The following is a 17491-nucleotide window of genomic DNA, read 5'->3' as shown; positions in this document are numbered from 1 at the left end:
CTACCCGGTTCAGAATGTATACTTCACACCCAGCATGGCAGAGGCGTCACTGTATCCCTTGTCACCGAGCTGTACACCCACATTGCCCCACAGGTTCAGATGGTCATTTATCTGTCCCTCAACACCGGTTTTTACTTCTCCGATATTGCTGGCGGCGTCCTGATGTACCGTCACACCGTTCATGCGGGTGCCAAAATCACGGGTGTTGTGCAGCCAGTTCACCTCAACGAACGGACGGAACTCATGGGATTTGCCGCCGTTCATTCTGTTGTGCCCCTTAATCCAGGTTTTCACACCCAGACGGGTACGGACGTTGCCATCACCGGTGCTTTCAACATGGGTACCATTGCGTTCGCGGTGCTCATCAGCTTTTACGCCCATCCAGATAACCTGAGCCTGAGGCTGGACATACCATTCGTTCAGACTGCCATGGCTACCGGTAAACTCACCGGCTTTCCAGGCATAACCGGTTTCCAGTGAGGCTGTCAGACCTTTTGATTTCCAGGATTCCCCCGGCAGGCCGTCACCTTTCACATCGTTATCGAACCAACTGTACTGTGCCCAGCTATCCAGATAAGCCCCGCTATGTGTCTCATCATTAGCATACCAGGTGGCATACAGACCTGTGTTGTATCCTTTCACACTGCCTTTTGAACTGTATCCGGTACGTACAGAATCTGTATTGTTATGGTCATTACCGTAACCAGCCATAACCCCCAGATGCCAGCGGTCAGAGCTGTTCCGGCTCCACTGAGCCAGGTCACCGCCCATCTGCAGGACGTAACGGTTACCCTGTGTTTTCAGTTGGCCTGTACCGTCACGCCAGCGGTTGTGTCCCCCTTCATGGTGCATCCACATGCTGGTTTCTTTCTGCTCACCGGTAATCACATCGGTGTAATGCATCGGCCCCTGGCGTTCATAAAGACGGGATACGAACATGGTGTTTGCTGCAGCAATGTTCGCTGTGTAGGAGCCAGCTTCCGGACGCAGGTCGTTGTCATGACCACCCGGAGCAGGTTCAGGGGCAGGGGGTTGCATTGCTTTCAGAGCGCGCAGCAGGAACGGAGTGTTTTTACCACTGGTCAGATACCAGTTATCACGGTTGCTTCCCTGACCACGTCCCAGCGTGTAGTCATAAGCCCCGGCGGCAATACGCCCGGCCTGAATAAATGCAGCACTGTCAGCATTTCCGTCGACATGAATCAACTCAATACCGTTCAGTGTCTGTGCTCCGGTACCACCTGCATTTATAACAACCACTCGGGTCTGACTGGAAGCATTGCCTTTAATAACTAGTTTGTCTGTTGCGGAGCTGTCATTCCCCAGAGCGGTGTTCATGAGCAGTAAGCCATTATTACCGGTATAGTTACCTCCGATCGTCAGTACATTACCCGGAGCATCGGCTCTCAGGTCAAGAGTACCGCTGTTGGTTACGTTCCCGGCGACACCACCAGAGCCAGAGAGTGTCCCCTGCTGAGCGATGGTGACCTGGCTGTTAGCAAGCATGACAGGTGCATCAGCCTTGCCCAGAATCAGTGTGCCGGCAGTGTTAACCGAGCCTGCTCCCAGTCCGTCAGTAGTAAGCACCTTCACCATTGCCTTTTCTGCGATAGTGGTGGTGGCATTCAGGGCGCGGGTGGAACCAGTAATAGCGAACACGCCACCGCTGATGTTCAGGGAGCCAGAGCCGATGAGGGTGCCTGCAGACAGGCCTCCACCTGTGAGGGTCAGATTACCGCCATTAATGTTCAGTATGGAACCTGCTGCGTTGTTCAGTTTACCTGCGATCTGGCTGTGACCGTTCATGTCCAGCATGGTGTCGTCTGCCAGACGAATCTCGCTGGTCTGTCCCAGAGCACTGTTGCTGTTCATGCGAACATTGCCGCCACGGATGTCTGTTACCCCCGTGTAAGTGTTTTGGGAGGACAGAATCAGTGTTCCTTCGCCGGCTTTGGTCAGCGTTTTTCCATCCCAGCCATGAGATAACTGAGCAGCATTGTTATCTGCAAGCCGTACCTTCAGCTCTAACACCGCGCCTTTCCTCAGATCAAACGTGCCATATCCATTTCCTGAGGGGTCATTCCACTTCAGGGAAGAACTGACCTCTTTTACTGTCTGCCCGTTACCTCTAAGTGATGTTAAAACATAGTCTTCAGCACCATCACTCAGGAGATTATTATGTTGATAAATATTATTTTCAGAGAGCCCTGTTATGCCGTCGGAGGTCGTCAACAAGCCGTACTCATTTTGCTTCCATATTGTCATGGCAGTATCAACATTAAGCACTGCACCGTTATTGAACTGCATACTGTTGGCAGTTAAATGACTGGAACCTGTACCCATATTCAGCGATGAATCTTTGTCAAATACCGAACTTCCGCTAAAAGTGACATCAGCTCCCGAAACGGAAACATGTGTACCTGTACCCGCACTCAGATTGCCTTTTATCTCAGAGCTGGCGGAGTCTTTATTTGTAATGGACAGAAAATTACCATCAGCATTATTTACAGCACTATTCAAAACAATATCACCTTGAATGGTAGAACCGGCGTAGAGATTCAACGAGTTAGTTCCACCATTCAAAGATATTGCGGTGTCACAATCTTGCCCTCTGTTACCAGATACTCCTCCGGGGAAGTGAACGTTACTTTCACCTTCCTGTCCGCCACTACCAGGCAATATCCTGCCATGATTATTTATCGTAATATCACTCCCGGATATAGCAGTACCACCATTACCTCCGTTGCCACCATTACCTCCGGCACCAGTTTTATTATTTTCAAGGGAACGCCCTCCATCGCCACCATCACCACCAGTGCCGCCATTTCCGCCAATAATATTTCCATAATTATTTATTTCCATATTATTTCCAGATATGGCAATCCCCCCGGTGCCACCAATACCACCAATACCACCAGAACCAAGGGGCGCTGAGTCAGTGTGATCATATTCATCTGTACCACCTCTACCACCTTCACCACCAGTGCCCCCCTGTCCGCCAGTTATATCTCCCGTATTATTTATCTTAATATTATTACCATATATAGCAGTCCCTCCAATACCACCATTACCACCGCTACTCCCATTAATATTCTGATCGGTAGTAAATTCGACACTACCTTCGCCACCGCGAGCACCATCCCCCCCCTGGCCACCTGTAATGTGATTATTATTTGTTATCTCCATATTATTTCCGGATATGGCCGTGCCTCCATTCCCTCCGGTGCCGGCAGAAGAGCCCCATACTGCCCACCAGGCACCACTACTACCTTGCCCGGCAGTGATATTTCCGTTATTGCTTATTTGAAGATTATTGCCAGATATGGCAGTCCCACCAACAGCAGGAGTCCCAGTTAAACCACCGCTTTCATCGCCATAACCACTGGCTCCAGGCATTCCGCCATTGCCACCCGTAATGCTTCCGTTGTTCGTAATGGTAAGATCATCTCCGGAAATAGCGATACCCGCTTCACCTGCATCGCCTCCGCCATTACCATAACCTCCCCAACCGCCCTTACCACCGGAAATATAACCAGAATTAACAAGAGTAAAATTATTTCCAGTAATGGCTGTACCGCCCTGGCCCCCAGCAGAGCCCATTTTAGTAACATCATCATCACCAGCCCATCCGCCTTCACCGCCACTAATGCTAGTACCGCTGTTAATTGTCAGGATATTTTCATTCTGTAACGAACCGGGTACAACATTAACAGTGAGAGCATCTTCACCGGCCTCCCCATCATCATTACCCGACCTGTCCTGCGAGCCATCAGCACCAATGATATTTTCAGATATTTCAGCAGGGTTTCCTTCAGAAAGAGTAACTTCCTTTTTAGCTCCCAAAGCAGGCTGAATGGCCAGAGTGGCAGATATAAGGCTGCATAGTAACGTTGTCTTCATTCCCTCTTGCGTTATGCCGAATGTTTTTCTGTTTTTTATATAGATATCAAACCTTTCTTTTTTATTAATTTTGATTTTCACAAAAGCTCCAATTTTTTTGTTTAAGAATGTTGGTTAAATAGTTTGACTGTGTAATGTTATTGAGAAGTAATATGCATTATCTAATCATCATACAAATGAACGAAGCGAGCGAGCATTATTGCAAATAAACAGAAAAAATCTATCTCAAGCAATCAGGTTGATTTTTTTTGACAAGTAATTTGAAATTGTAATGTTTTCTGGATGTTAGTTTGTTTATTGATTAGTGTAATTTTAGATAGTGAGTGTTTCTCTGCTTCTTTTATAGGAAAAGTGTCTGAAAATATTCTCGGAGAATATAATATTCTTTTCCTAAAAATAGACTTAGGTATAAATAATAATTAATGCAGAGATAATGATTTTCATATTAATGAATGGGGGGATAACCAGACTTGAACAACCGAAAATGCCAGGAGAAGTTATACTCGTAACCAGGGGACATCAGATGTTCTGCTTTATGGATATAAGCAGCCTTTACACCGTTACGTTCCTGATGATCCATCGGACATTCAACAGTATCACGGGACCACAAACCTGATTCTATTAATGCACTACATGCCATCACCCGGAATCCGTGACTACTACAGTTGCCAGACGCTCAACGAAAGACCGATAAAACGCCAGAGTATGAATCACCCGCAGAGCGGTTCAACCAGTATGTTGCATCCATCGGGTGAAATCACAGCCAGAAACGTGTCAACGCTGTTCTGGACGGGGCATAATGACAAAAAAGGTGCTTTAATTAGCGCCTTTTTTATTTAAGCGTTTTTTGCGTGCATAATAACAATATCACAACAACACATACCGGAGGCTTTTATGCCACTGCATAATTTAACTCGTTTCCCACGGCTGGAGTTTATCGGCGCACCAACGCCGCTCGAATATCTGCCGCGTCTTTCTGATTATCTTGGGCGGGAAATTTTCATTAAACGGGATGACGTCACTCCGATGGCGATGGGCGGCAATAAATTACGCAAACTAGAGTTTCTCGCGGCAGACGCCCTGCGTGAAGGTGCCGACACTCTGATTACCGCCGGAGCGATTCAGTCTAACCACGTGCGCCAGACTGCCGCCGTCGCCGCAAAACTTGGGCTGCATTGTGTGGCGCTGCTGGAGAATCCTATCGGAACAACCGCAGAAAACTATTTAACCAACGGCAATCGCTTGTTGTTGGATCTCTTCAATACCCAGATTGAAATGTGCGATGCGCTGACCGATCCCAATGCCCAACTGGAAGAGCTGGCAACGCGAGTCGAAGCGCAAGGGTTCCGTCCGTATGTCATTCCGGTTGGAGGTTCTAATGCTTTAGGCGCGCTGGGCTATGTGGAGAGCGCGCTGGAAATCGCGCAACAGTGTGAAGGGGCGGTTAATATTTCTTCGGTGGTGGTGGCGTCGGGCAGCGCCGGAACTCACGCCGGACTGGCAGTAGGACTGGAACATCTAATGCCAGAAAGCGAACTGATTGGCGTGACCGTGTCACGTTCCGTTGCTGACCAGTTGCCAAAAGTGGTTAACCTACAACAGTCAATCGCGAAAGAACTGGAACTGAGCGCATCAGCGGAAATTTTACTCTGGGATGACTATTTTGCGCCTGGCTACGGCGTGCCGAACGACGAAGGCATGGAAGCGGTGAAACTGTTGGCGCGGCTGGAAGGCATTCTGCTTGATCCTGTGTATACCGGAAAAGCGATGGCGGGGCTGATGGATGGCATCAGTCAGAAACGCTTCAAAGACGAAGGGCCGATTCTGTTTATTCATACTGGCGGCGCGCCTGCGCTGTTCGCCTATCATCCTCACGTCTAGCCCCGGAAACGCTCATGCAAGAAAGTATACAACTGGTTATTGATTCTTTGCCGTTCCTGCTTAAAGGGGCTGGGTATACGCTGCAACTCAGTATCGGCGGCATGTTTTTTGGCTTACTGCTGGGATTTATTCTCGCGCTGATGCGCCTGTCGCCGCTCTGGCCCGTGCGCTGGCTGGCGCGTTTTTACATTTCCATTTTTCGCGGTACGCCGCTCATCGCGCAACTGTTTATGATCTACTACGGCCTACCGCAGTTTGGCATTGAATTAGATCCGATTCCGTCGGCGATGATTGGTCTGTCACTGAACACCGCTGCCTATGCTGCCGAAACGCTGCGCGCCGCCATTTCATCTATTGATAAAGGTCAGTGGGAAGCAGCCGCCAGTATTGGCATGACGCCGTGGCAAACTATGCGTCGCGCAATTTTGCCGCAGGCGGCTCGGGTGGCACTGCCGCCACTGTCGAACAGCTTTATCAGCCTGGTAAAAGATACCTCGCTGGCAGCGACGATTCAGGTGCCGGAGCTGTTTCGTCAGGCGCAGTTGATTACCTCGCGCACGCTGGAAGTTTTCACTATGTATCTGGCGGCTTCGCTCATCTACTGGATTATGGCGACAGTGTTATCGACGCTACAGAACCATTTTGAGAATCAACTTAACCGCCAGGAGAGAGAACCAAAATGAGTGCCATTGAAGTTAAAAACCTGGTGAAAAAATTCCACGGTCAGACGGTACTGCACGGTATCGATCTGGAGGTCAAAACTGGCGAAGTCGTGGCGATTATCGGCCCGAGTGGCTCCGGCAAAACCACGTTGCTACGCAGCATAAATTTGCTGGAGCAACCGGAGGCGGGGAGCATCACCGTTGGGGATATCACTATTGATACTGCGCGTTCGTTAAGCCAGCAAAAATCGCTGATTCGCCAGTTGCGCCAGCATGTCGGATTTGTCTTTCAGAATTTTAATCTGTTTCCGCATCGCACAGTGCTGGAAAACATTATTGAAGGGCCGGTGATCGTTAAAGGCGAACCGAAGGAGGAGGCCACGGCGCGCGCTCGCGAGCTGCTGGCAAAAGTTGGACTGGAAGGGAAAGAGACCAGCTATCCGCGTCGTTTGTCCGGCGGTCAACAGCAACGTGTGGCGATTGCGCGTGCGCTGGCGATGCGCCCGGAAGTCATTTTGTTTGACGAACCCACTTCGGCGCTGGACCCGGAGCTGGTGGGGGAAGTCCTGAATACCATACGCCAGTTGGCACAGGAAAAGCGCACCATGGTGATTGTGACGCACGAAATGAGCTTTGCCCGTGACGTTGCTGACCGCGCGATCTTTATGGATCAAGGGCGGATAGTAGAGCAGGGCCCTGCAAAAACCTTATTTGCCGATCCTCAGCATCCCCGCACACGCCAGTTCCTTGAGAAGTTTCTGTTGCAATAAGATAAGAAAAAATCAGCCCCGGCAGCTTTTTAGTCGGGGCGAAAACGCATTCCTGACCGCATAAATCGCTTAATAAATCAGCATAACTTATTAATAACATAAGAGAATGCTATGGCTTGCAAAAGTAATTCATTGTCTGAATAATATAAATTATATATAAATCTTATTTATGTGATAGTTTGAGTTATCAGTATAAATGATACTCACTCTCAGGGGCGTTGCGGTTAACTATGCAGGATACGGATTTTTTCAGCTGGCGTCGCACGATGTTGTTGCGTTTTCAGAGGATGGAGGCCGCAGAAGAGGTCTACCATGAAATAGAGCATCAGACTTACCAACTGGAGTTCGATTTTTATTCATTATGTGTGCGCCACCCGGTGCCATTCACGCGACCGAAAGTGGCTTTCTACACCAATTATCCGGAGTCATGGGTCAGTTATTATCAGGCCAAAAACTTTCTCGCCATTGATCCTGTGCTTAACCCTGAAAACTTCAGTCAGGGGCATTTATTGTGGAATGATGAGTTATTCAACGAAGCACAGCCGTTATGGGAAGCCGCACGTGCGCATGGTTTACGCCGTGGCGTCACTCAGTATTTAATGCTGCCGAATCGGGCGTTGGGGTTTTTGTCCTTTTCCCGTAGCAGTACGCGTGAAATACCCATTCTTAGTGATGAACTGCAATTAAAAATGCAGCTATTGGTGCGTGAAAGTCTGATGGCGTTGATACGTTTAAATGATGACATAGTGATGACGCCAGAGATGAATTTCAGCAAGCGGGAAAAAGAAATTCTGAAATGGACCGCAGAAGGTAAAACGTCAGCAGAGATAGCGATGATCCTGTCAATCTCTGAGAATACTGTCAATTTTCATCAGAAAAATATGCAGAAAAAAATCAATGCACCGAATAAGACGCAGGTTGCCTGCTACGCAGCCGCAACTGGCTTAATATGATATCTATTACATTGGGCATGAAAGATGCCAAACCGGCTGAAAGGTGCGCTTTCAGCCGGTTTTATATTACTGACGGTAGGCTTGTTTAATTTGCTTAACCGTTTTGGAAAATACCGCAGCCTGGGTTTCGTCTTCGATCAGCGCAAGCTGTTTTTCCATCTTTAACATCACGCGGCCCGCGTCAGCTTGTCCCATCGCCTGCAGCATCAGCGTCAGCATCGCTTTCAGGCAGGAGACTTCATTTGCCAGTTCTTGATTATTCTCGGCAGTAGAAAAATCAGGCGTACTCATTTATTTTCCTCGTCATGTTGCAATGAAAATTTGCGGTGAAAAATGTTAAGGCGGCGGAGTATACCATAAGCTTTGCTAAAAATAGCAGTGGTTGTTTTTTGCGCACGATATCAGCAATAGTAATAAAACAGGGAATATAACGCGCAATAAATGTTTTTATCATGAATGTTTTTCGCGCGTATTGTTCGGGTTAATTCATGTTACATATTCATGCCGCTGATTTTTCATTTATGCTGAATAAAGTCAATTTTTGTCACATTTCGTCGTTGGCCTTACTGCGAAACGCGCTGGCAAACCTTTGATGACGGACGTGACGATAACTCTGGACAATCGAATTTACAAAAACGAGAGAAAAATCGAATACCCACCATTTTTAACGTTTCAAAGTTGCAATAAAAACCGCTAATATACGAATGACTAACTATCAGTAGCGTTATCCCTATTTCTGGAGATATTCCTTTGATCAACGTTCTACTTGTTGATGACCACGAACTGGTGCGCGCAGGGATACGACGCATTCTGGAAGATATAAAGGGTATTAAAGTCGTCGGTGAGGCATCCTGCGGTGAAGACGCCGTTAAGTGGTGCCGGGCAAACACCGTTGACGTCGTGCTAATGGACATGAGTATGCCTGGCATTGGCGGTCTTGAGGCGACGCGTAAAATCGCTCGCTCGACAGCAGATATCAAAATCATCATGCTTACGGTTCATACTGAAAACCCTTTACCAGCGAAAGTCATGCAGGCCGGTGCTGCGGGCTATCTCAGCAAAGGTGCGGCTCCGCAGGAAGTTGTGAGTGCGATTCGCTCTGTCCATTCGGGGCAGCGTTATATTGCTTCTGACATTGCTCAACAAATGGCATTAAGCCAGATCGAACCAGAAAAAACAGAAAGCCCATTTGCCAGTTTGTCTGAACGTGAATTGCAGATTATGCTGATGATTACCAAAGGCCAAAAGGTCAATGAGATCTCAGAACAGCTTAATCTCAGCCCGAAAACGGTGAACAGCTATCGCTACCGTATGTTCAGTAAATTAAACATTCATGGCGATGTTGAGCTGACTCACCTGGCAATTCGCCATGGTCTGTGTAATGCGGAGACATTAACAAGTCAGTGAGTGTTCAGTTTGACGCAAAAGCGTTTTTAAAAACCGTAACCAGCCAGCCTGGCGTTTATCGCATGTATGATGCTGGTGGTACGGTTATCTATGTCGGCAAAGCGAAAGACCTGAAAAAACGGCTTTCCAGCTATTTCCGTAGCAACCTCGCTTCGCGCAAAACCGAAGCGTTGGTTGCCCAGATCCAGCAAATTGATGTGACGGTTACCCATACCGAAACCGAAGCTCTGCTGCTGGAACACAACTACATCAAACTCTATCAGCCGCGTTACAACGTTCTGTTACGCGATGATAAATCTTATCCTTTTATTTTTCTTAGCGACGATACCCATCCGCGTCTGGCTATGCATCGCGGTGCAAAGCACGCCAAAGGTGAATATTTCGGCCCGTTCCCAAACGGCTATGCCGTGCGTGAAACCCTGGCGCTGCTACAAAAGATTTTCCCGATTCGCCAGTGTGAAAATAGCGTTTATCGCAACCGCTCGCGTCCGTGTCTGCAATATCAGATAGGGCGCTGTCTGGGACCGTGCGTTGAGGGTCTGGTGAGTGAAGAAGAGTACGCCCAGCAGGTAGAGTATGTGCGCCTGTTTTTATCCGGTAAGGACGATCAGGTGCTTACTCAACTGATCGGTCGCATGGAAACAGCCAGCCAGAATCTGGAGTTTGAAGAAGCGGCACGTATTCGCGACCAAATCCAGGCGGTGCGACGCGTAACCGAAAAACAGTTTGTCTCCAATACAGGTGATGACCTTGACGTTATTGGCGTCGCTTTCGATGCGGGCATGGCTTGTGTCCACGTCTTGTTTATTCGTCAGGGCAAGGTGCTCGGTAGCCGTAGTTATTTCCCGAAAGTACCTGGCGGTACGGAGCTGGGCGAAGTGGTGGAAACCTTTGTCGGTCAGTTCTATTTACAGGGCAGCCAGATGCGCACTTTGCCGGGTGAGATCCTGCTCGACTTTAATCTTAGCGATAAAACGCTGCTCGCCGATTCCCTTTCAGAACTGGCAGGGCGCAAGATTAACGTTCAGACTAAACCGCGTGGCGATCGGGCACGTTATCTGAAGCTGGCGCGCACCAATGCGGCGACGGCCTTAACGACCAAACTTTCGCAGCAATCTACGGTTCACCAGCGTCTGACCGCGCTTGCAAGCGTGTTGAAATTGCCGGAAGTGAAGCGGATGGAGTGTTTTGACATCAGCCATACCATGGGTGAACAAACGGTCGCTTCGTGTGTGGTGTTCGATGCTAACGGCCCGCTGCGTGCGGAGTATCGGCGCTATAACATTACCGGCATTACGCCTGGTGATGATTATGCGGCAATGAATCAGGTGCTGCGTCGGCGTTACGGTAAAGCCATCGACGACAGTAAGATTCCGGACGTGATCCTGATTGATGGCGGCAAAGGCCAGCTTGCGCAGGCGAAAAATGTCTTCGCCGAGCTGGATGTCTCATGGGATAAAAACCATCCGCTGCTTCTTGGCGTGGCGAAAGGAGCCGATCGTAAGGCTGGGCTGGAAACGTTGTTCTTCGAACCTGAAGGTGAGGGCTTCAGTCTGCCGCCAGATTCACCGGCGCTGCATGTCATCCAGCATATCCGCGATGAATCACACGATCACGCGATTGGTGGGCATCGCAAAAAACGCGCAAAAGTCAAAAATACCAGCACGCTGGAAACCATCGAAGGCGTTGGACCAAAACGTCGGCAAATGTTGTTGAAATATATGGGCGGTTTGCAAGGTTTACGTAACGCCAGCGTTGAGGAAATTGCAAAAGTGCCGGGTATTTCGCAAGGTCTGGCAGAAAAGATCTTCTGGTCGTTGAAACATTGATGTCTCTGTAGCAACATAGGGGTAATCTTACTGACAACAGATAGTTACCCGTCATTATGCAATTTAATATCCCTACGTTGCTCACACTGTTCCGTGTCATCCTTATCCCATTCTTTGTATTGGTCTTTTATCTGCCTGTCACCTGGTCGCCGTTTGCTGCCGCGCTCATTTTCTGCGTTGCGGCGGTAACTGACTGGTTCGATGGTTTTCTGGCGCGTCGCTGGAATCAGAGTACCCGCTTTGGCGCTTTCCTTGATCCAGTAGCAGATAAAGTGCTGGTTGCCATTGCCATGGTGCTGGTAACTGAGCATTACCATAGCTGGTGGGTCACTTTGCCAGCGGCAACGATGATCGCCCGTGAAATTATTATTTCTGCTCTACGTGAATGGATGGCTGAACTCGGTAAACGCAGCAGTGTGGCTGTCTCCTGGATTGGTAAAGTAAAAACGACTGCCCAAATGGTGGCGCTGGCCTGGCTGTTATGGCGTCCGAACATTTGGGTTGAGTATGCTGGTATTGCACTTTTCTTTGTGGCTGCGGTACTGACTCTGTGGTCTATGTTGCAATATTTGAGCGCAGCTCGCGCAGATTTGCTTGATCAGTGATCGTTTCGGCGCAAAATTCAGCAAACGATCAAAAGTGGTGAAAAATATCGTTGACTCATCGCGTCAGGTAAGTAGAATGCAACGCATCGAACGGCGGCACTGATTGCCAGACGATAATAAAATCAAGTGATTAGCTGATTGCTTGATGAATGCGGGAATAGCTCAGTTGGTAGAGCACGACCTTGCCAAGGTCGGGGTCGCGAGTTCGAGTCTCGTTTCCCGCTCCAGTTTAAAAGACATCGGCTTAAGCGGGTGTCTGGCTGAAAAGCCTGAAGAATTTGGCGCGTTAACAAAGCGGTTATGTAGCGGATTGCAAATCCGTCTAGTCCGGTTCGACTCCGGAACGCGCCTCCACTTTTTTCCCGAGCCCGGATGGTGGAATCGGTAGACACAAGGGATTTAAAATCCCTCGGCGTTCGCGCTGTGCGGGTTCAAGTCCCGCTCCGGGTACCATGGGAAAGATAAGAATAAAATCAAAGCAATAAGCAGTGTCGTGAAACCACCTTCGGGTGGTTTTTTTGTATCTGCCACTTATCGTTATACCCCTCTTATTTTTAATCACTGGGTAATCCACTCAAAAAGTATCTCTATGCCAGACCGACATGTAAGATAGACGCTGGCGAGTCGAGATCCACAAGGAAAAGCGTATGAAAACGGGACCGTTGAACGAAAGTGAGTTGGAATGGCTGGATGATATCCTGACCAAATACAACACAGACCACGCCATCCTTGATGTAGCTGAGCTGGACGGTTTATTGACGGCGGTGTTGAGTTCTCCGCAAGAAATTGAACCAGAACAGTGGTTGGTGGCCGTCTGGGGTGGGGCGGACTATGTACCGCGCTGGGCGTCAGAAAAAGAGATGACGCGCTTTATGAACCTGGCTTTTCAACATATGGCCGATACCGCAGAGCGTCTGAACGAATTTCCTGAACAGTTTGAGCCGTTATTTGGTCTGCGAGAGGTTGATGGTAGTGAGCTGACGATTGTTGAGGAGTGGTGCTTTGGCTATATGCGTGGCGTTGCTCTCTCTGACTGGTCGGCATTGCCTGAATCCTTAAAACCGGCGCTTGAGGCGATTGCGCTGCACGGTACGGAAGAAAACTTCGAGCGGGTAGAGAAGCTGTCGCCGGAAGCGTTTGATGAGAGTGTGGATGCCATTCGACTGGCGGCACTTGATTTGCACGCTTACTGGATGGCTCATCAGCAGGAAAAGCCTGTTCAGCAACCGATAAAAGCAGAAGAAAAACCGGGTCGTAACGATCCTTGCCCGTGCGGTAGTGGTAAGAAATTTAAGCAGTGCTGCTTGCATTAAGAGGTCACATTGGGTGCCAGAGTTAATTCTGGCACCCAACAGGGATATGTGAGGTTATTTGATCACCCCACTTCTGGTAACCACCCTGCTGCAATCAAAAATTGCACTCCAATCACGCCAATACCACAGAGAAACACCAGTATCAACGCTGGACGGCCGCCTTTCACCCGATAACCTGCTTGTGGATTATGCTTTCTGCTCTGCCAGGTCAACAGGGAAGGGATAATCAACGCCAGCACAGCCAGCGCCACACCGGCGTAACCCAGCGCCATTACAAAGCCACGTGGGTAAAACAGCGCAAATGCCAGCGGTGGCAGAAAAGTAATTGCCCCGGTTTGCATTCTCCCGCCAACGCTATTTGAACGCTGAAACAGATCCGCAAGATAATCAAATAAGCCTAATGCTACGCCGAGGAAGGACGTTGCGAGGGCTAAGTCAGCAAATAAATGCACCGCCAGTTCGACATGCGGTGAGGCCACCACTTCGCGTAATGCCTGTAACAGCCCGTTTAGCCCGGCATGATTAGCCAACAATCCCATAAAGGTTGTGGAATCAATGCTGCCCAGCGTCGCCAGTTGCCAGAATATATACGCCACCAGAGGGATCGCACTACCGGTAATAAATACCCAGCGCAGCTTGCGAATGTTGCCATCCATATAACTGACGATGCTCGGTACACTACCGTGGAAGCCAAATGACGTAAAAATTACCGGGATCGCCGACAACGCAAGTCCTTGTTGTAGCGGCAGGGTTAAAAGATTCACTTTGTGAATATGCGGTAGCAGCAATACCAGCATCACCACCAGAAAAATAATTTTGGCGCTGAACAGAAAGCGGTTAAATAAATCGACCAGCGACGTCCCGACACAAACCACACCACCGGCAACAAAAGTGAACAACAACACGCCAGTGGTTGCCGACACTGGAATACCCGTCCAGTCGCTGATGCTGGAGGCCAGCAATTCACCGGCGCCGCTAATGTACGCCGCCGTCAGGGCGTACATTAAAAACATCATACTGAAGCCTGTCAGCCACTGCCCATAATGCCCCAGATAGCGTTTTGCCAGCGTGCCCAGACCGGTATCTGCGGGTACATGCTGATACACCTCCAGCAATAGCAGTGCGGTGTAACACATCAATGCCCACAGACCAACTAACAATGTCAATGTGACACTAAAACCGACGCCTGCTGCCGCCAGCGGCATTGCCAACATACCCGCGCCAATTGTGGTTCCTGCCACGATAAAAACACTTCCCAGAGTTCTGTTTTTCACGCTTTCTTCTGTCCTGACGATCTTTATGAGTGATATCTGCGGCGCAGGTTAAGGCATTCTACATTTTTCGTCAAATCGGCGTTACATTTAGTGTAAATAAAAATGTACAATAAAATGCATTCAGAACTGCGCTGGCGCAAAGCCTTGATGAGCAGCTATCGCTACGCTATGCCCTTTTTGAGGAGGAACGATGAGCTCTATTCACGGTCATGAAGTGTTAAATATGATGATTGAATCAGGCGAGCAATATACGCACGCCAGTCTGGAAGCGGCGATCAAAGCGCGTTTTGGTGAACAGGCGCGTTTTCATACCTGCTCGGCGGAAGGGATGACTGCGGGAGAACTGGTGGCGTTTCTGGCGGCGAAAGGTAAATTTATTCCCGGTGAAGAAGGGTTCTCAACCGATACAAGTAAAATTTGTCGCCACTGATATGAAACGGCGGCAGTAAATCTGCCGCCAGAGTAGATTAATTTTGCGCGTCGAGGGTAGAAAGTTCTTTATCGATGAAATAAAGACCTTCGCCGCTTTTACCGGCCAGACTTAATTTATCAATAATCGATTTGAACAATTTCTCTTCTTCATGTTGCTCAGAAACATACCATTGCAGGAAATTAAACGTTGGGTAATCCTGGTTGGTCATGGCAGCGTGAGCCAGTTCATTAATTTTCTGCGTGATTAATTGTTCATGCTTATAGGTTTCCTGGAATAATTCATCAAGTGAAGAATATTCAGCAAACGGGGATTCAACGGTATTAATACGCGGTAAGTTTCCGGTATCGGTCAGATAGTCAAACAGACGCTGCATATGCGTCATCTCTTCCTGGGCGTGTCGGCGGAGAAACGCAGCCGCGCCTTCAAAGGTATGATAGCTGCACCAGGCGCTCATTTGCTGATAAAGCAGTGAAGAGTACAGTTCCAGGTTCATCTGCTCATTGAGTTTTTCAATCATTTCTGGTTTCAGCATGATAGTGCTCCATAAAGGTTATTTTTGTTGCTGTGGCGCCACTATAATTTGTTATTTTATTATTTGCAAAAGGTAAAATATTAAATTCAATTATTAAAAATACGAATGGGAATAAAACGCATTAACGCTATTTGTGGCATTAATTAACCAGCGAAGCATCCCTCGCTGATTAAGGTCTTTATTGATAAGTCGAGGGCATTAAATTTTGGCACTGATACGACAGCGTAAATTCCGTATTCAGGCATAACGATCCCGCAAACAGACTACAGTTACTTACAGGTTGCCCAAACGCAATAGCGCGGGTAAATCCTGCGTGCTGACATGCGCGTTCCGCTATTCTTTGATTAAGATAGCTGTCAGTACGGGCGTGTTGTAAAAATGCCTGATCATAAACGAGGCGCACAATACCGCTCGTGACATTAACTTCGCTCAATTGAGCCTGACGAGTTACGGTGCAGCCCGCTAATGTTAAAAGTGAAAAAATAAATATCAGATGTTTCATGTCACGGCCTGAAGAGGGAGAAGAAACTGGTATTGTACCCGCGCGCAGTACCAGGTTATGGACAGAAAAGACGACGGATCGGTGCTATTCCTTGCTTTTCCCAGAAGTCAGGCGCTTTATGGGGACTTTGTGGTTATCAATTTCATAACATTAAAGGGGTATTTATGTGATATATATCACATAAAGATTGATTTTTGTGATGGATGTCATATTATAAGCGCAAAGACGATAACACCTGCATAACAAATGGTCGGAGTACCTCGATGAAACTACGCAAAATCCTGAAAAGCATGTTTGATAACTATTGCAAGACGTTCAAAGACGTACCGCCAGGCAATATGTTCAGATAACAAAAAAACCTGCTTCGGCAGGTTTTTTTGTGCCCTGGTGATGGCGGATGTGACTATCGCTGTGGAGGGGAAGCCGCTACTATAGCGGCTTTCAAAAAGCTATCAGGAGTTTACAATGTCCCAGCCGCTGAATGCCGATCAGGAACTGGTCTCTGATGTTGTCGCTTGCCAGTTGGTAATCAAACAAATTCTCGACGTACTCGATGTGATCGCACCTGTTGAGTTGCGTGAAAAAATGTCCAGCCAGTTGAAGAATATCGATTTTACTAACCATCCCGCCGCAGCCGATCCGGTAACGATGCGCGCTATCCAAAAAGCCATCGCGCTGATTGAACTGAAATTTACTCCGCAAGGTGAATCCCATTAAAAAAACCGCTGCTTCAAAGTATGAAGCAGCGGCTTTCTCAAAATTATTTGTATCCGGCGCATGTTTTAAAGCGCCGAACATGATTAATGTATCTGATGCGACACGACATTAAGAACATGCTGGTCGGTCTGGACAGGGCACATACCGGCAAGTTTCGCGCTGCGTACTTCATCAAGAATGGTTTGCAACAACAGACCATCGTGCTGCTGTTCTTTTTCCAGATCGCGCAGGAAATCGACGGTAGAATCATCATTCAATTCTTTAGCTTCATCGGCTAATTGTGACAGCTTGCTTGAACGCTGCTCATATTCTTCCATCGTCTTTTGGAAGAGTTCTTCCAGGGAGTTAAGCTTTTCTCCTGGTACATCGATAGCTTTAACGATGGGAGTTGCTCCGATACTTTTCATAAAGTTAAACATGCGCATCATTTGCGTCACGTTACTCTGTGCCTGGGCGCGAAGGAAAGTAGCGGTGCCATTCAGACTTTGTTCAGAACACCATTTGCTCAGGTGAAGGTAGAGATTGGATGCATAAAACTCGCGGTTCATTTGGGTGTTGAGTTTGAGAAGCATTCCAGTGGTTGCCATACCTAATATCCTTATATCCAGAAGACGTGAGGTGCAAGATGAATCAAAACACCGTAATTACTGATTGCAGAATAATTCCTTTCTGCATGTCCAAAATGTGATCGTGGAGTCAATTCTGACGATGAT

18 protein-coding genes, 3 tRNA genes and 1 pseudogene are annotated in these 17491 nt (G+C 48.2%); 14 read left to right on the top strand and 8 right to left on the bottom strand.

The window, feature by feature from the left end; translation table 11 throughout:
• Positions 1-9: 9 nt before the first annotated feature.
• Positions 10-3981, bottom strand: a complete 3972-nt coding sequence (locus A7Z06_RS07300; protein WP_105279378.1) for an autotransporter outer membrane beta-barrel domain-containing protein — start codon at positions 3979-3981, stop codon at positions 10-12.
• Positions 3982-4420: 439 nt separating this feature from the next.
• Positions 4421-4555, bottom strand: a pseudogene (locus A7Z06_RS22015) (tyrosine-type recombinase/integrase); the annotation flags it as partial.
• A 239-nt stretch (positions 4556-4794) separates the two neighbouring features.
• Here A7Z06_RS22015 and dcyD point away from each other — a divergent pair.
• From dcyD to sdiA, 4 genes are all read left to right on the top strand, one after another.
• Positions 4795-5781, top strand: a complete 987-nt coding sequence (dcyD, locus tag A7Z06_RS07290) for a D-cysteine desulfhydrase (protein ID WP_001128251.1) — start codon at positions 4795-4797, stop codon at positions 5779-5781.
• A 14-nt stretch (positions 5782-5795) separates the two neighbouring features.
• Entirely contained in the window at positions 5796-6464 is a 669-nt protein-coding gene (gene tcyL / locus A7Z06_RS07285) for a cystine ABC transporter permease (RefSeq protein ID WP_001158229.1), read from the top strand.
• Positions 6461-7213, top strand: a complete 753-nt coding sequence (tcyN, locus tag A7Z06_RS07280) for an L-cystine ABC transporter ATP-binding protein TcyN (RefSeq protein ID WP_001273017.1) — start codon at positions 6461-6463, stop codon at positions 7211-7213. The genes tcyL and tcyN overlap by 4 nt, the downstream gene beginning before the upstream one ends.
• 230 nt (positions 7214-7443) lie before the next feature.
• Positions 7444-8166, top strand: coding sequence for a transcriptional regulator SdiA (sdiA, locus tag A7Z06_RS07275; RefSeq protein WP_001154261.1), 723 nt, complete (start codon positions 7444-7446; stop codon positions 8164-8166).
• 66 nt (positions 8167-8232) lie between these two features.
• On the opposite strand, the gene yecF is transcribed toward sdiA, so the two are convergent.
• Both yecF and A7Z06_RS22010 read right to left on the bottom strand, forming a co-directional pair.
• Positions 8233-8457 (bottom strand): DUF2594 family protein YecF, encoded by a 225-nt coding sequence (yecF, locus tag A7Z06_RS07270; RefSeq protein ID WP_000106474.1) that lies wholly within the window; start codon positions 8455-8457, stop codon positions 8233-8235.
• Positions 8444-8620 (bottom strand): hypothetical protein, encoded by a 177-nt coding sequence (locus tag A7Z06_RS22010; protein ID WP_236582680.1) that lies wholly within the window; start codon positions 8618-8620, stop codon positions 8444-8446. Before A7Z06_RS22010 ends, yecF begins: the two co-directional genes overlap by 14 nt.
• A 296-nt stretch (positions 8621-8916) precedes the next feature.
• Between A7Z06_RS22010 and uvrY the strand changes: the two genes are divergently transcribed.
• The 7 genes from uvrY to yecA all read left to right on the top strand — a co-directional run bounded on the left by uvrY (position 8917) and on the right by yecA (position 13320).
• A complete protein-coding gene (uvrY, locus tag A7Z06_RS07265; protein WP_000611330.1) occupies positions 8917-9573 on the top strand; it encodes a UvrY/SirA/GacA family response regulator transcription factor in 657 nt (218 codons plus the stop codon).
• Positions 9570-11402 (top strand): excinuclease ABC subunit UvrC, encoded by a 1833-nt coding sequence (gene uvrC, locus A7Z06_RS07260; protein WP_000116016.1) that lies wholly within the window; start codon positions 9570-9572, stop codon positions 11400-11402. Before uvrY ends, uvrC begins: the two co-directional genes overlap by 4 nt.
• A 56-nt stretch (positions 11403-11458) precedes the next feature.
• Positions 11459-12007: a CDP-diacylglycerol--glycerol-3-phosphate 3-phosphatidyltransferase gene (gene pgsA, locus A7Z06_RS07255; protein ID WP_001160187.1), complete on the top strand. Its 549-nt coding sequence runs from the start codon at positions 11459-11461 to the stop codon at positions 12005-12007.
• A gap of 151 nt (positions 12008-12158) precedes the next feature.
• A tRNA-Gly gene (locus A7Z06_RS07250) sits at positions 12159-12234 on the top strand.
• A 53-nt stretch (positions 12235-12287) separates the two neighbouring features.
• Positions 12288-12361, top strand: a tRNA-Cys gene (locus A7Z06_RS07245).
• A gap of 12 nt (positions 12362-12373) precedes the next feature.
• Positions 12374-12460: transfer RNA gene (locus A7Z06_RS07240), tRNA-Leu, on the top strand.
• A gap of 194 nt (positions 12461-12654) precedes the next feature.
• The gene (gene yecA, locus A7Z06_RS07235; protein WP_000847898.1) at positions 12655-13320 is read left to right on the top strand and encodes a UPF0149 family protein YecA; all 666 of its coding nucleotides are present in this window, start codon (positions 12655-12657) and stop codon (positions 13318-13320) included.
• A 62-nt stretch (positions 13321-13382) separates the two neighbouring features.
• Here yecA and tyrP read toward each other — a convergent pair whose 3' ends face one another.
• A complete protein-coding gene (tyrP, locus tag A7Z06_RS07230) occupies positions 13383-14594 on the bottom strand; it encodes a tyrosine transporter TyrP (protein ID WP_000797587.1) in 1212 nt (403 codons plus the stop codon).
• A 190-nt stretch (positions 14595-14784) separates the two neighbouring features.
• Here tyrP and A7Z06_RS07225 point away from each other — a divergent pair, with 190 nt between their 5' ends.
• A complete protein-coding gene (locus A7Z06_RS07225; protein WP_000094895.1) occupies positions 14785-15024 on the top strand; it encodes a YecH family metal-binding protein in 240 nt (79 codons plus the stop codon).
• Between the two features lie 37 nt (positions 15025-15061).
• On the opposite strand, the gene ftnA is transcribed toward A7Z06_RS07225, so the two are convergent.
• Together ftnA and yecR are read right to left on the bottom strand one after the other, a co-directional pair.
• Positions 15062-15559, bottom strand: a complete 498-nt coding sequence (gene ftnA, locus A7Z06_RS07220; RefSeq protein ID WP_000917207.1) for a non-heme ferritin — start codon at positions 15557-15559, stop codon at positions 15062-15064.
• A 178-nt stretch (positions 15560-15737) separates the two neighbouring features.
• Positions 15738-16061: a YecR family lipoprotein gene (gene yecR, locus A7Z06_RS07215; protein ID WP_000681391.1), complete on the bottom strand. Its 324-nt coding sequence runs from the start codon at positions 16059-16061 to the stop codon at positions 15738-15740.
• 263 nt (positions 16062-16324) lie between these two features.
• On the opposite strand from yecR, the gene azuC reads away from it, so the two are divergent.
• Together azuC and yecJ are read left to right on the top strand one after the other, a co-directional pair.
• Positions 16325-16411 carry a stress response protein AzuC gene (gene azuC / locus A7Z06_RS07205; RefSeq protein ID WP_077629254.1) on the top strand — a complete coding sequence of 29 codons (87 nt, stop codon included), beginning with the start codon at positions 16325-16327 and terminating at the stop codon, positions 16409-16411.
• Between the two features lie 115 nt (positions 16412-16526).
• A complete protein-coding gene (yecJ, locus tag A7Z06_RS07200) occupies positions 16527-16778 on the top strand; it encodes a DUF2766 family protein YecJ (RefSeq protein ID WP_000082114.1) in 252 nt (83 codons plus the stop codon).
• Between the two features lie 83 nt (positions 16779-16861).
• On the opposite strand, the gene A7Z06_RS07195 is transcribed toward yecJ, so the two are convergent.
• On the bottom strand, positions 16862-17365 hold the full coding sequence (locus A7Z06_RS07195; RefSeq protein WP_000246122.1) for a non-heme ferritin-like protein: 504 nt from the start codon (positions 17363-17365) through the stop codon (positions 16862-16864).
• Positions 17366-17491 lie beyond the last annotated feature (126 nt).

Origin of the sequence: Escherichia sp. MOD1-EC6819 (assembly GCF_002965765.1) — a bacterium.
In the GTDB taxonomy this organism is placed as follows: domain Bacteria; phylum Pseudomonadota; class Gammaproteobacteria; order Enterobacterales; family Enterobacteriaceae; genus Escherichia; species Escherichia ruysiae.
Note: the sequence above shows the minus strand (reverse complement) of the source record. Positions and strands in the feature narration are given on the sequence as shown.

Excerpts from the sequence above, each read along its gene's own strand:
- pgsA (WP_001160187.1), top strand. The coding sequence starts at position 11,459 with ATGCAATTTAATATCCCTACGTTGCTCACACTGTTCCGTGTCATCCTT.
- dcyD (WP_001128251.1), top strand. The coding sequence starts at position 4,795 with ATGCCACTGCATAATTTAACTCGTTTCCCACGGCTGGAGTTTATCGGC.
- tcyL (WP_001158229.1), top strand. The coding sequence starts at position 5,796 with ATGCAAGAAAGTATACAACTGGTTATTGATTCTTTGCCGTTCCTGCTT.
- A7Z06_RS07195 (WP_000246122.1), bottom strand. The coding sequence starts at position 17,365 with ATGGCAACCACTGGAATGCTTCTCAAACTCAACACCCAAATGAACCGC.
- yecF (WP_000106474.1), bottom strand. The coding sequence starts at position 8,457 with ATGAGTACGCCTGATTTTTCTACTGCCGAGAATAATCAAGAACTGGCA.
- yecJ (WP_000082114.1), top strand. The coding sequence starts at position 16,527 with ATGTCCCAGCCGCTGAATGCCGATCAGGAACTGGTCTCTGATGTTGTC.
- A7Z06_RS07225 (WP_000094895.1), top strand. The coding sequence starts at position 14,785 with ATGAGCTCTATTCACGGTCATGAAGTGTTAAATATGATGATTGAATCA.
- A7Z06_RS22010 (WP_236582680.1), bottom strand. The coding sequence starts at position 8,620 with ATGATAAAAACATTTATTGCGCGTTATATTCCCTGTTTTATTACTATT.
- ftnA (WP_000917207.1), bottom strand. The coding sequence starts at position 15,559 with ATGCTGAAACCAGAAATGATTGAAAAACTCAATGAGCAGATGAACCTG.
- yecA (WP_000847898.1), top strand. The coding sequence starts at position 12,655 with ATGAAAACGGGACCGTTGAACGAAAGTGAGTTGGAATGGCTGGATGAT.
- sdiA (WP_001154261.1), top strand. The coding sequence starts at position 7,444 with ATGCAGGATACGGATTTTTTCAGCTGGCGTCGCACGATGTTGTTGCGT.
- azuC (WP_077629254.1), top strand. The coding sequence starts at position 16,325 with ATGAAACTACGCAAAATCCTGAAAAGCATGTTTGATAACTATTGCAAG.
- yecR (WP_000681391.1), bottom strand. The coding sequence starts at position 16,061 with ATGAAACATCTGATATTTATTTTTTCACTTTTAACATTAGCGGGCTGC.
- tcyN (WP_001273017.1), top strand. The coding sequence starts at position 6,461 with ATGAGTGCCATTGAAGTTAAAAACCTGGTGAAAAAATTCCACGGTCAG.